The organism is Candidatus Nitrospira neomarina, from assembly GCF_032051675.1.
GTDB lineage: Bacteria > Nitrospirota > Nitrospiria > Nitrospirales > UBA8639 > Nitrospira_E > Nitrospira_E neomarina.
In genome coordinates this window covers 4,526,801-4,540,070 of the sequence record NZ_CP116968.1, presented here as the reverse complement: position 1 = coordinate 4,540,070, position 13,270 = coordinate 4,526,801, and the positions used below count along the sequence as shown (strand labels likewise).

12 protein-coding genes and 1 riboswitch are annotated in these 13,270 nt (G+C 49.3%); of the genes, 1 reads left to right on the top strand and 11 read right to left on the bottom strand.

The window, feature by feature from the left end; all coding sequences use genetic code 11:
* Nucleotides 1–6: 6 nt before the first annotated feature.
* The 11 genes from PQG83_RS19695 to PQG83_RS19645 form a co-directional block, all read right to left on the bottom strand.
* On the bottom strand, nucleotides 7–984 hold the full coding sequence (locus PQG83_RS19695) for a type II secretion system F family protein (RefSeq protein WP_312744716.1): 978 nt from the start codon (nucleotides 982–984) through the stop codon (nucleotides 7–9).
* 90 nt (nucleotides 985–1,074) lie between these two features.
* Nucleotides 1,075–2,400 (bottom strand): TadA family conjugal transfer-associated ATPase, encoded by a 1,326-nt coding sequence (locus PQG83_RS19690; protein WP_312744713.1) that lies wholly within the window; start codon nucleotides 2,398–2,400, stop codon nucleotides 1,075–1,077.
* Between the two features lie 36 nt (nucleotides 2,401–2,436).
* Nucleotides 2,437–3,690, bottom strand: coding sequence for a CpaE/TadZ family protein (locus PQG83_RS19685; protein WP_312744711.1), 1,254 nt, complete (start codon nucleotides 3,688–3,690; stop codon nucleotides 2,437–2,439).
* A gap of 1 nt (nucleotide 3,691) precedes the next feature.
* Nucleotides 3,692–4,105: a hypothetical protein gene (locus tag PQG83_RS19680; protein WP_312744709.1), complete on the bottom strand. Its 414-nt coding sequence runs from the start codon at nucleotides 4,103–4,105 to the stop codon at nucleotides 3,692–3,694.
* Between the two features lie 26 nt (nucleotides 4,106–4,131).
* Entirely contained in the window at nucleotides 4,132–5,592 is a 1,461-nt protein-coding gene (locus PQG83_RS19675; RefSeq protein ID WP_312744707.1) for a type II and III secretion system protein family protein, read from the bottom strand.
* 84 nt (nucleotides 5,593–5,676) lie between these two features.
* Nucleotides 5,677–6,522, bottom strand: a complete 846-nt coding sequence (gene cpaB / locus PQG83_RS19670) for a Flp pilus assembly protein CpaB (protein ID WP_312744706.1) — start codon at nucleotides 6,520–6,522, stop codon at nucleotides 5,677–5,679.
* 179 nt (nucleotides 6,523–6,701) lie between these two features.
* The gene (locus PQG83_RS19665) at nucleotides 6,702–7,229 is read right to left on the bottom strand and encodes an A24 family peptidase (protein ID WP_312744704.1); all 528 of its coding nucleotides are present in this window, start codon (nucleotides 7,227–7,229) and stop codon (nucleotides 6,702–6,704) included.
* A gap of 1,334 nt (nucleotides 7,230–8,563) precedes the next feature.
* Nucleotides 8,564–9,679 carry a TadG family pilus assembly protein gene (locus tag PQG83_RS19660; protein ID WP_312744701.1) on the bottom strand — a complete coding sequence of 372 codons (1,116 nt, stop codon included), beginning with the start codon at nucleotides 9,677–9,679 and terminating at the stop codon, nucleotides 8,564–8,566.
* Nucleotides 9,680–9,732: 53 nt separating this feature from the next.
* Nucleotides 9,733–10,161: a TadE/TadG family type IV pilus assembly protein gene (locus PQG83_RS19655; protein WP_312744698.1), complete on the bottom strand. Its 429-nt coding sequence runs from the start codon at nucleotides 10,159–10,161 to the stop codon at nucleotides 9,733–9,735.
* A 261-nt stretch (nucleotides 10,162–10,422) separates the two neighbouring features.
* Complete coding sequence (locus tag PQG83_RS19650; protein WP_312744695.1) at nucleotides 10,423–10,626, bottom strand: Flp family type IVb pilin; 204 nt, start codon at nucleotides 10,624–10,626, stop codon at nucleotides 10,423–10,425.
* Between the two features lie 154 nt (nucleotides 10,627–10,780).
* Nucleotides 10,781–10,951 (bottom strand): Flp family type IVb pilin, encoded by a 171-nt coding sequence (locus PQG83_RS19645; protein ID WP_312744693.1) that lies wholly within the window; start codon nucleotides 10,949–10,951, stop codon nucleotides 10,781–10,783.
* A 95-nt stretch (nucleotides 10,952–11,046) separates the two neighbouring features.
* Nucleotides 11,047–11,127: riboswitch (cyclic di-GMP riboswitch) on the bottom strand.
* 814 nt (nucleotides 11,128–11,941) lie between these two features.
* Here PQG83_RS19645 and PQG83_RS19640 point away from each other — a divergent pair.
* On the top strand, nucleotides 11,942–12,949 hold the full coding sequence (locus PQG83_RS19640) for a phosphatase PAP2 family protein (protein ID WP_312744690.1): 1,008 nt from the start codon (nucleotides 11,942–11,944) through the stop codon (nucleotides 12,947–12,949).
* Nucleotides 12,950–13,270: the final 321 nt, after the last annotated feature.

Genomic DNA, 13,270 nt, shown 5'->3' with positions numbered 1-13,270 from the left:
ATTCCCCTAGACTTTAATATCACACATATTTTTCATCACATAGGCTCCCACGAGCATTAACAGACCTGAACCTAGAGCCATCATTCGACCAACCTCATCCTCAATCAAAATACGCATGTAAGCTTCATTCAGAAACCACAACAGAAAGCTCATGACAATCGGCATGCAGAATAAAATAATCCCCGACATCCGGCCTTCGGCCGAAAGCGCTTTGACTCGCCCCAGTAACTCAAATCGTTGCCGAATGAGTCGAGAAATCGCCTCAATGATTTCTGCTAAATTTCCCCCTGTTTCTCGTTGAACGACTAAGGCCGTGACAAAAAACTTCAAATCGGTACTGATCACCCGACCATTTAAATTGTTCATCGCTTGAGGGACATCGATTCCAAACGAAATTTCCTCAACGGTTCGACTAAACTCAGGACCTATCGGATCCGGAAATTCATCACCGATCATCTTCATACCCACGGAAAAAGCATGTCCTGCCCGAAGGGCCCGAGCCATCAAATCCAATGCTTCGGGCAATTGGCGTTCAAATTCTTTAAAACGACGTTTCCGCTTCCGTTTCATCTGAAGCAAAGGAAGACTCATGCCCATAAGACCGAGACCCATGGCAGCAATTAGCCCATAGTCTTGAAAGGTGGCGACCAATAACCCTACTCCTCCGAGCACTCCGGATAAGAGGAAAAACACGCCAACAGGCATTTGACTATTGGCCTGTTGGAGCAATTTTTCCAGTCCCCCCAAGTTGGTCATAGAACCCAACAAACTTTGGATCCACGGAATGTCGCTCATTTTCCGATTTCGAAGAATTCCGGGTGCTTCTTGGGTTTTTTGAAAATCTCCCGGCTTTCCTGATCCACCACGCAAACGCCGCTTGAGATTCTTATTGTGGGGATTCACATATTGGTGGTAGCAGTAATAGGCTCCCTCCACAAACAAAATAATTGACAGAAATATTCCAATACTAATGGCCACGGTCATGACACGCCCTCCCAACTAGATGACGAATCAACAAGACAAACCACCACAGCAAAGGCCATCGTGAGAGTGAAACGATTTGAAAAACGGTTATTACACTTCATAAATTTTCTCGGGGTCGAAGATACTTGGGTCACAAGTAATTCCTAATGCTTTAAACCGTTCGACAAATTTCGGCCGCACGCCAGTTGCTCTAAATTGCCCATGCACCTTTCGCTCTTCATCCAGTCCGGTTTGTTGAAACAGGAATATTTCCTGAAGAGTAATGGTTTCGCCTTCCATACCCACAATTTCCGACAAACTGGTCATTTTACGGGATCCATCCGACAAGCGAGTCATTTGGAGAATGACGTCGATAGCGGAACTGATATAATGGCGAAGCGCCTTCGTAGCCAGATTCAACCCGGCCATAGCCACCAATGTCTCCACCCGAGTCAGGCAGTCGCGTGGGGTATTGGCATGAATCGTAGTCAGGGACCCATCATGCCCCGTATTCATGGCTTGAAGCATGTCGAGACATTCCCCACTTCGCACCTCACCCATCACAATTCGATCCGGCCGCATGCGCAAACAATTCTTGACTAATTCCCGCTGGCTCACTTCTCCCCGCCCTTCCACGTTGGGGGGGCGGGTTTCGAGCCGGACCACATGCTCTTGCCGCAATTGCAACTCCGCTGAATCCTCAATCGTCACAATGCGTTCGTCGGAGGGAATAAATCCTGACAGAATATTCAGAATGGTCGTTTTTCCGCAGCCCGTTCCTCCCGAGATCAGAATATTCAGTCTCGCTTCGACAATCCCGCGAAGGAGCTCTGCAATCTCGGGAGTCAGGGAACGTTTGTTCACCAAATCCGAGATCTGCAACTTATCCTTGGAAAACTTTCGAATTGAAATGGAAGATCCATTCAGAGCCAATGGCGGAATAATGGCATTCACGCGAGACCCGTCCAGCAAACGAGCATCCACCATGGGGGACGATTCATCTATTCGTCGCCCAACCGCCGACACAATTTTTTCAATAATTTTTCGAAGATGGGATTCATCACGAAACTTGACATCGGTCAATTCTAGTTTTCCGGCGCGCTCCACGTAAATTTGATCGGCCCGGTTGACCAGAATATCGTTGACGGTTTGATCTTGCACCAACGGTTCAAGTGGGCCTAAACCCATGACTTCATGCTCAATGTCGGCAATCAGGATTTCCCGCTCTTTCATGCTGAGAGGGATGGATTCCTTCTCCAACATTTCCTGGACGAGCTTAGTCAGCTCGACCTTGAGAAGATTGGAATCCAACTTCGCAACAACGGCCAGGTCGAGAGTATCAATCACCTGGCGATGAAGCCGTTCCTTCAATGGACCCAGGTTTAACGCCCCAACGCCAGACCCCGCACCCACCTCATCCCATTTTGTCTCATACATAAACCGGCTTACCTCAACAATATGAAAAGAATAATATTATGCCCCTGAAGGGGATGATTGGACATTCCGACTTTTAAAGGGATTCAACCACCCGGCTAACGTTCCCTTGCTTGCCGATTTGGCGGGCTGCCCCACAAATGAACTGGCCAGATCCCGATAGGATTGAGCCACTGCCGACCGTGGAGCCACATCGATCAACGGCTTTCCACTATTCACTGCTTGACTTGCGGAAGGATAATCGTTGGGGAGTAGCCAAAAGGCTTTTTGTTTTAGTATTTCTTCAGTCTCTTTCAACACGTCCTGTTCCGCCGATAAGAATCGATTCATCACCAACCGGATTTTTTCAGCAGGAAATCCGGATCCACGTAACAATTCTAAAATTCGCTTCGTTCGATGAACCACGGGGACCATTAATGTAGACGTCACCAGAATTAACGTCGCAAGCTCCAATGCCTTCTTTGTCGTCAAATCCAACACATGTCCACAATCAAGAATGACATAGTCGAAGCTGGATTGAAGCAGTCGAAGGGTCGCCTCCACACAATCCGGACTTAATCGACCTGTGCTGAGATCATCATACCCCGAAGGGAGCACTTGAATGCCCAATTCCGTTTTGGTAAGGACACGAATGAGAAATGCTTGGTCTAGTCGGGACAAATCGGTCGCAATATCCCGGAAGCTATGGTTCGGTTGAAGATCGAGATACAAGGGAAGATCTCCCCCATGCTGGTTGACATCAACCAGGGCGACCGACGGATTGTTCGGCCCTTTTTTGATAGCGGCGGCCAAATTCACCGCGATACTGGTCGTTCCCACCCCACCTTTTCCCCCAAAAAATGCCAGGACCTTTCCCGCCGCTCGTTGCCCATCACCCTGACGAACCGGAGCCGCGGCTCGCTCCAAAAATCGCATAATGGCATCGCTCACTTCTTGCTTTTGGAGCGGTTGCGCCAAAAACTCTTTGGCGCCGGCCCGCATGGCTTCCAATAAAATATTTGACTCCAATCGTGCAGTGGTAAGGAATATCTCTATCCCTTTATTCAATTTCATCATCTCTCGAATCAGGGAGAACGTGTCCTCCGGCTTCTCTTCTAACTCCATAATCATGAGTGCAGGAACTCCGGGTTCCTGACTATCTTTGAGCCGCACACCGTCAATCTCCCGAATGAAGCCCTCAAGTGTCGCCTTACATTCTGATGACCGAATGGAAAGCTCAATGACCGGCATATCGGATGCGGCACCTGAGGAATCCGTGCCTACACGTTTTGGCTTCCAAGTTTTATCCTTCATGTTAATTTCCCTCCGAAGAGACACCAATTGATGAACCACCACTTGATGAACCACCGCCGGAGCCACCCTTCAGCTTGAATGGGGAATACGGCGGACTTTGAAACATCAACTGATACCGAGCCAGACTCTGTTGCAGGGCTTGGGAATCGGCCTCTCCGGCTATCGGGCCAAGATTGTTGGCGGCTGCGGGATTCGCGATTTGATTCTCGAGGGCCTGTCGATAGGACAGACCATACTCTTCACTCAGATGTACGGGCTGAGGCGCCCACGGCAGGAGAACCTGGTCTCTTTTCCCCATCGCTTGAGGACGCCGCCCATTCTCCTCGGTCATGACCGGCCACACACCACAGCCACCCATCCCCACCAGAATCAGGCCGATTAGACCTGCCATTTTCATAATTGATTGGCGTTGCATGCTCTGCTCCTTTTTCAGCAAATTTCCTATGGGGCCAGATGCCCGAACATCCCTTCCATCCCACCTTTACGGTACGGCATTCTTCCCGCCACCCTCGGTGACTCAAGCGTGTAGGCCTCGCTCGGCCTGGCGACATTTGACTCTGGAAACGCCCCTTCCACATACCCCATCAGCATTAACTCAAAATCGTTAGGCTCCAAATAGTGATCTGTGGGCAAGGTCTGTTTCACCATATCCAGAGGTTTCACCAAATGAGGGGTCACAATCACAATCAGTTCGGTCTCATTTTTTTGGAATGCGGTGCTCCGGAATAACGCACCCAAAACTGGGATATCACCTAAGACAGGATATTTTGACACCGTTTCCTTGATATTTTCCTGGAGAAGGCCCGCAATGGCAAAACTTTGCCCATCACCTAATTCCACTACGGTCTTCACCCGTCGAGTGGTCAAAGCGGGAATCTGAAATCCTTGGATGACAATACCATTGGCAAAGTCTAATTCTGACACCTCAGGGTTCACAATTACGGAAATACGCCCCTCCGAAAGAACTGTGGGGGTAAATTTCAATCCAACTCCGAATTCTTTAAATTTCACCGTCACCTGACCAAGTTGCTGTGGAATCGGAATTGGAAACTCTCCTCCAACCAGGAATTCCGCGGCTTGCCCGCTCTCGGCAATCAAGGTCGGTTCGGCTAAGGTTTTCGAGAGAGAATGTTCCTTTAATAGATCTAAAAAGAGAGTCCATAAATCATCGCCAATCCCGAATCCTAAAATCAGATTCGAGGCCAGGGTTCTCACGCTTGGAAATTCCAGAGTCGTCGTTTGTGAGGATTGTGAACGCGCAAACGGTTCGAAGGCATCAACCGTTGACAAATCATTAATGAGTCCGATGGAAAAATCACGATGATTTTTTTGAGCCCGTTTAAAATTCACCCCGAGACGCTTCATCAGCCCACGCTGCATTTCAGCGACTTTCACTTCCATCATTACTTGTTGTACGCCACCCACCTGAATCAGGTTAATGATTTTATCCGGAGCATAGGGCTCGGCCAGAGTGAGAGCTTTCGCCAAGGACTCCATATTGGTAACATTGCCCGCCAGAGTAATGTGCTCGTGACTATTCATCACTTCAATGCCAGGTTCTTCCGGCATCATCGTATGAAGCTGCTCCTTCAAGCGAGTGACATCGGGAGAGACCCGGACCTGGAAAACATTGGACACCTGCCCATCTTGCCCCCATAGAGTCAAGGTGGTCGTCCCAACCTCAAGCCCGGTCAAATAAATTTGCTTAGTGGAGAGCACAATTTGATCCGCCACTTTAGGGTTAGCGACCGACGCGCGTTTAAACGCCGTCTCCCGTTCCACAATTTTTGATTCTCCGACCGTTAATCGCAGGCTTTGAGGCGTATTGAGGTGGACCGCCTGAGTAGTGAGACCTTCTCCAAAGGCTCCCGTGTAGCCCACAAGGACCATGCTTAGAGCCATAAACATGCTCCTGAATGGAAAACCATAAGTCTGATTCATAACGTTACCTTTCATACCGATCATCGCGTCACCATCGACGCCCCCTTAAAATTTCATCGTTTTTCGATCCGTCCCTTTGATCACCTCGACCTGATTTTCAGGCTTGCGAACCACTTTGGGCCGCGGAGGAATGAGTTGGTGTGAACTCATCAAATCCTTAAAGTCGGCACCTTTGGTTTTCTTCACCTCAGGATTCAGTGGACTCCGCAGGGCCAAACGTAACTTTCCACCATTTTCAGCCATGGCCAACTTCTCAGCTTCTTCCAACGACACTTCCAACGTTATGACTTTTACGGGAGTGGGTTTCTCCTCTCCGTTGGCTCTCTCCATTTGCGTATCGATTGCCAACACCAGGGTATTCTCAAGAACCACCTTCGTGACTTCCTCTCGGGTACCACCACCTTCTTTCTTCTTCCCCCTCGGATCATCAAACGTCGCCATGACATCGACCCGATCACCTGGCTGCACAAAACCAGGAAGCCCGACGACTTCGTTGACTTTTACGGCCATCGCCCGTTTATTGGGATCCATCACGGCCGACACGCCCCCCGTTTTAAGATCGATCGGAGCCAATTTCGATTCTAATATGGGCTCATTTTTTTTCAGGTTCGTCAGCACGACTCGACCATTTAAGGAAGCCGTGTCCTTAAAGTGGCCCACGGGGACGCCTTCTTCAGGGTACATCATCACTCGAACAGCTTTTGCACCGAGAGGTGTCCCCCAGGGGATATCGGCACTGGCCACTGCGACACTCACACCCTCCATCACCACTTCAGGGGCATCGGTTTCGATCATTCGTTGCCCCTGTAGCCACCGATACACCATGACCGTCGTCACCAGGGCAATAATCATCGCAATTCCTAAAAATACGAGTGGCCGTTTTTGTCCCATGAGACTTCCTCCCCCTTCTTCACCAAATCCAGACCGAAGTTTTTATTCATGCCTATCAAACCTGAGGTTTCAACCTGTCTACCTCTGCATATCGGATGACAAATGCCATTCTTAATAGACAACGAGAAGAATCTTCTCCGATCGCTCATTTCCAACTCGTAGACCTAAGCGAACACGAATTACAACACATCATAATAAAACAACGTTTTGGCGATTACGGTTCCCAACCCTAAAACCAGGGCATACCGTAACTTAGGCTCGGTGGGGATGGAGGCATCAGAAACCGGAATGGTCCTAGTCACCTTCAGGGTGGCCAGAAGGAGAAACATCCGATCCCAGGCATGACGCATGCCACCCTGATTGGACAATAGAGCTAGGCTATACAGTCCACCCAACATGGCTGCAAAGGCAAAAGCAAAGACCACCTGGCCGGGACCCAGGATTGTTCCAATGGCTCCAAGCAATTTCACGTCTCCGGCACCCATCCCTCCTTTTAGATAAAAAAATATCAAGCAGACCAACCCCATGATCAGACCTCCAAGACCGAACAGGAATCCGTCCCAACCATACGCTAGGCTATTCACTCCAATTCCAAAGACTGCCAAGGACCCCGTCAGCCAATTGGGAATCCGCCCCTCCCGGACATCAGTGATCGCTGCGACCACTAAACCCAAGGCTAATCCAAATAACAAAATTGAAGTATTCATGTTTCCAGGTTATTCCCTCAATTAAATTCATAATCAAACTTTCAAGCAGGTGCCCCGATCACCTCACAATGCACCCGCAAACCACCACCGATCATGAAGCTCAAGCACTGGGAACAGTTCATGTTTCGGTGGGTTACCTGACTTTCTTAAGGCGTGCCCTCAACAAGTATGTATGATTAAAGACCGGGTGCATGGGTATGTGTATTTTTTAGATTTCACCGGTCAGACGTGCGACAAACACGAGAAAAGTCGGCAAGGCCATCCTTGCACGATCATCCTGAACCAATGAAAGGAATCTCTGTACTGAGGAAGTCCACAGAGTTCGCGGAATTCCTTCATTTTCCTCAGAGACCCATGGTTTCTCGAAAGAATGGGTGCATGTACCTTCTTTTATTTATGCGATCGTCTCAGCAAGATAAAGATTGACGTGTTTCATGTTGGGAGGAGAAAAGCTTTAGGCCAACTACGACAGAAAGATCGAAAAAACGGTTATGGGCTGTGTCATGAAAAATCTCTCCCACCATCATGCTCGACTTTGATCCTGGATACTCCATCCTTTTGTCTCTCCATCATTTCCGTACGCCCACTTTTCTTATCCCCTCTCTCATCCCCACCAGCCATCAGCGGGAAGTTAGTGATAGATGATTTCCCGAAAACAAATGTCGAGCGTAGCAGATGAATGCCCTCTCGTATTCGAGCCCACGTCGAACATATCTTCGGCCATTAAATGACCGCGATGAGCGGCAACCTGATTCGAACCGTCGGGCTTGTGCGGATTCGCATAAAGATTGGGATGAAGAATTTCAGGTATAACTTCCACGGGTTTCTGGGACTGGCTTCGCCACAGAAGGCCCAGGGTGCGTAAGAAGGACAAGGAAGCAGGGTGAATGCCTCGACGACCTCCGCCTCCTCCTCATTCCCAGGGCCTTAATCCGTCCCTCCAAGCAAGAGCAAGGAATGCGGACAAAACCAAGGGTTTTTAGAGGTGCCCTTTATACTGCTTGTATGGTTTTCCGCATTTCTGGGCATGGTGGGGGAACAGACTCCAGGAAACGGCTAAGCAAAATGATGGAAAGAGGTCTAGAGGGAAAGACAGAGATGTGGAAGGTAAAAACTATCTCTAGCTGCGAAACGAAGCGACAATGAGTCCTTCGTCAGCACATTCTACAATAGAAACGTGCATGTCGGGGAAATGAGCAGACCTATTGGTACTCTAGGGGCCTAGGAGAGGGAGCCCATAAAAAAGTCCTTTTGAGCCCGTCTCAAACACGACCGACCCAAAAGGACCAAGATTCCTGGGAGACGCTCTTATACTCCCGGCTGTTGACTCGTCATCACGACACTAATCGTGGATAAACCGATAAGGGCTGAAGGGGTCCAATGCCCCCACCGGTCTGGTTGGGATTTGGCGCTCCATCAAAAAAGGCATCGCATTTCACTTCCGCTTGAATATCATTTTTCTTGACTGTTGTAATCACCGCTTTCGCGTATCCCACGATGGTGATATCTCCACTGGGATTATTGCAAGAGGATGAGGAACTGGCTCCATAGACAGGAAGATTGATATCCCATTCATACCGCCCAGCATCATTATTCCATTGTTTTTTTGTATCCCACAAATTGATCAGATTGGGAAACGCCGATGAGACTTCTCCACCCGTAAAGGTGAATTGTGTCTGCCCTGGAGTCATCCCGGGACTTTGATAGCTCCCGTCTTGTAGTCCATCGATAGTATTACGGAGTTTACTCGCATTGGCCGGATGCTGATCAAAGACATGCCATCCCGCACAGCCATTCACCCCGGTAGGAGAAAATTGGATACCCGAATTGCAGGAGGCCACGCCATTAAACCAGTTACTGGAAATGGCAAAGGGCACATCACCTACTCCTGGTGGGGTCGGACCACCCGAGGTCCCCAATGCGGCAATCGAGCTGGTCGCGAGGCTCATGGTATTGACACCCAACATACCCCCAAAAAATGTCGTAATCGGTCCATTCGCCGCACCATCCCGCCGTGTGGTCGCACGAATGGCATTGGGGCGCGTCACGGTTGGGGTAAACGTCTTTCCATCGAAATCCCACGTGCCATATTCGATATCTCCTTGCGAAAGAGATAAATTACTGACCTCTGAAGCACTATTGGCAAAGGCTGCGGCGGTCGCCTGCGAATTTATTTGTGATTGTTCATTGCTTGTCAGATTTCGATTCAAATCCTGCTGCTGAGCAATAGGCAGGGCCAAGTAAGTGACACCCAATTGCCGTGCAGCGGCCAGCGCAGCGGCATCCGAAGCATTGTGCAACTCATTTTGGGTAAGAAGGGCATGCCCGACATCAATTGCCACACCTGCCATGATGGCCATGGTCACTCCCATAAACACGCCGTTGATGGCCGCGATACCACGTTCATTCAAGAGCCCAGAGACGCCAGATGTTCGGTGTTTGTTCCACATTATTTTTGATTCCCCCTCTCCCTTGCCGATCTCTCCGGGAAAATTTTCCTGTCTTATTCCATCATCATGGTGACAGAGGCTTGTAAGTTGGGTGTAGAAATCGCGGGAATGAGTTTATCGATGACAAAGTAGTTCCAGGGTATAGTGGCGACCACATTTAACGGCTGCCCCTGTGCACCTCCGACCCCATTGACTGCCACCGAGAGCCCTGATGAATCCACCCCTCCCGCGGTAAGAGAGGCCGTGACAGCTGCTTCAATTTCTGCCTGCCCATTGCCTGCCGCAAATAACGTCCCCTGGCGCGCTCCCACACGGGTCGCATTCACCAGAACTTCCTTAAACCACAACATACGGCCAAAATCGATCGCTCCAAATACGAGGGAGGCAAGAATCGGTAAGATGAGAGCAAACTCTACTGCCGTCGAGCCCCGCTCGGATTGTCTCAGCTTTTGTAATAGTTTTTTGTGGTATACATTCATCATTCTTTGTCCCACTCTGCTAAATGTTTTGGAAGTGGCTATCAGGCCGTGTCCACCTACCACGGACAGGCACGTTAAAATGGAACTAGCCCCCGCCAGACATTTCTGATAGATCCCGTATCGTGTCCCTCAAATACCATTCCATCTCCCTCTGTTCCCTGAGCTTCTCGAAGGGAGAATGATTTCAGGTGGTACATATTTCGAATGGTTCTTCGACAGACTGAGCATGAATGAATAATAAAAAGGAGCTAGGGAAAAACGACACTAACTTCCCAGAGCCTCTGCGATGATCCCCATGGCCCCTTCATACATATTTACGACTGCCGTTCCCATGGCGGCTTGAGCTGTCAACACCGTCGCGCCGATGAGCGCAGCCAGGAGACCATATTCAATCGCCGTGGCGCCGTCTTCATCAACGAGAAGGTTTTTTATCAAGTGATGACAGTGATTCAGGAGAATCGTCTGCATGATGATGTCCTCCCCTATCCCTTATCTGAATTTTCCCATCTCTTCATTCATCAATCCTGTACTCGCCCTCAGAAGTAGGCTTCGGCCGAAGTGCCGTTCCAGTGACCTGCCACCAGAACGGCACTTCCAGGCACCTGCAGAAACAAGCTCTCTTTTAGCTCGGAGCAACAGACGAAGCAATGTTGTTGAACGTTCCGCTGAGGGCAGTCCCAACAGCAGTCACGGCAGTCACTATCACCGCGGCGATCAAAGCAGCCAACAAACCATACTCAATAGCTGTGGCTCCCTCTTCATCATTTACGAAACGCATCACTTGGTTAACCATAGCGCATCTCCTTAACGGGCGAAGGTAAATACGTGCGTTACGCCAGACTGCCCGGAAAATTCTGACGCAGACGTTGCCCCTTGGCTCTCCGTGCCTTCGGCAACCCGGCTATCAGGGACCAACCCTGATCCGTGGTTTTGCGCCCACGCCTTACGACGTGTTCGCCGTTCTCGGGAAGGGGCACCCGACCGAATCCATGCTTCATAGTTATGCATAAATGTTCGTGGACCCAAGAAAGTTTTCCACCTCGCATTCTGTGGCTCCTCGTTTTCATGTTTCATTATCGACTTACCCAGGAAAAACTTGCCGATGTTTTTTGTTGAATATGTTTCATATTAGGTAAGGGTAGGATGGATTGCTTCCCTTTGTTAACCAAGGAAATCGAAAATGTTCAGACCGGCTTAAATTTTTGGACTGCACCTGAGGAAACGTAAGGGATGAGGAGTGAGACAAAAGGAAAGAGGAGAAATACGCCGTGAAACCTCAGAAGGAATGTGAAGAGCGGCCGCTGACTTACTCTTTGACCAAGGGGATGAATGCGGATTTTTCACAAAGGAATCTTCGACACATTATCAAGATAATGAGGGATATTCCGAAAAAGCCTTTGTCTGAAGGCTTAAAAGCGAATTGCAAAATTGCCAAGCCCAATACATCATAGCCAATCCCGATGCCATTCCTGACTTCACCTGTAACTGTGCCCACCCAACTAGACCATGAGGTAGACTAGTTGAAAAAAATTTGCGGGTTACCGCCTGCCCTCCATACCTACTGTCTTAAGCTCAAAAATCGGACCAACACATACACGGATGAAGACAATCAATTGAGGTTCAGGTGCAAACAAGTGGCGGGACTTTTGTTCATGATGAGGATTTCGAGGTCGTTGAGGACAAGTTCGTTGAACCGTGCACGACAGTATAGACACTATTTAACGGCGCGATCAGAACCTGCTCGCAACTACAGTGGCACAATTCCAATGCGAGGATATGCATAATGAGAGTGGGAAATTTTACACTGGCAAAGCCTTTCCTATGGCCGGTCGAACGTTTATTACGCAATACCATTTTCGTGCTGGCGGTCTTCGATCTGGCCATGATCCTTGTTCGCAATATTGGCTTCGATTGGTTTTCGTATACCCTTTTTTTTGCCGTGGGAATTTTCATGATTACCGTGGGGCTGTTCTACCGTTCAAGCGGACGGAGTGAGCGTATTTCTATGACGCTGATGGCCACAGGGTTGCTTCTTCTGTTTACAATTGTGTTATCAGTTTTCGGCTATTTGCTGCTCCCCCTTTGGCGAGAGCCTATTGATCCGGTTCTGGTCCGGATCGATGCTTGGTTCGGGTATTCATGGCCTGACATTGTCCAATTTGCCGGTCGCCATCCATTTTTTAATGAATTGACGCGTTATGCCTATTTATCTTCTATACCGCAAATGGCATTACTTTTTCTTATTTTAGGATTTGGAGGCAAGCAAAAAGAACTCCATGTCTTCATCCTTTCAATAACCGCCTCAGGTCTGGCGACGCTTGGATTTTGGGCGCTGTTTCCGGCATTTGGCACAAGCGTGCTCTATGACATTTCTGGCACAATTGAGCAGGCGGCAAGACCGCTTGTTGGCTCGTCCTATGGTGCCGAATTATTGCGTCTAGGGGCTGAAGGGCCTAAATTCATTTCTCCAAGGGATATGGAAGGCCTGGTGGCCTTTCCCTCGTATCACACGATCATGGCCGTTTTGGCTATGTATTCAGCACGCACCACTCGCTGGTGGTTCCCCTTACTAGTCGTCATCAATCTGTTCGTGCTCCCAGGAGTGCTTATCCATGGAGGGCATCACCTGATCGACGTATTCGGTGGTTTATTGACTGCCGGCTGCATCATTTACGTGGCAAGGCAGGTTGTGACTGGAAAGGAAATCCAGGCTGACGGAGTATTTGTCGACCCCGAACAAGAAGTAACGTTCGTTAAAAGTTCCACAGACATGCCGGGATTACACCCGTGAGCCTTAATCCGATGATCCCGGCGGTAACGAGTTGCCTCGTTTCGATAAGCGTGGAATTCGAATTTTTATTGGCTGCCGGTTCAGTACGCCAGTGTTCAGGACGCCGTGACCCATCACCTTCTGAAAGGGGGTAAATCTTAATCTCAACCTTTTATGCAACTTCTACCACCGCACCGATTCTCCCATTTATCTCTCCTGTCTTTCCGCCGCACTTGCACCGGAATCCACCCTGGAAGACATATTGTCGGGTACCACCTTGCTAATTTGACGGATCTTTCAAAAACGTGAGACTCCGCTCTGCTGTGTTGCGTAGGTCGGATT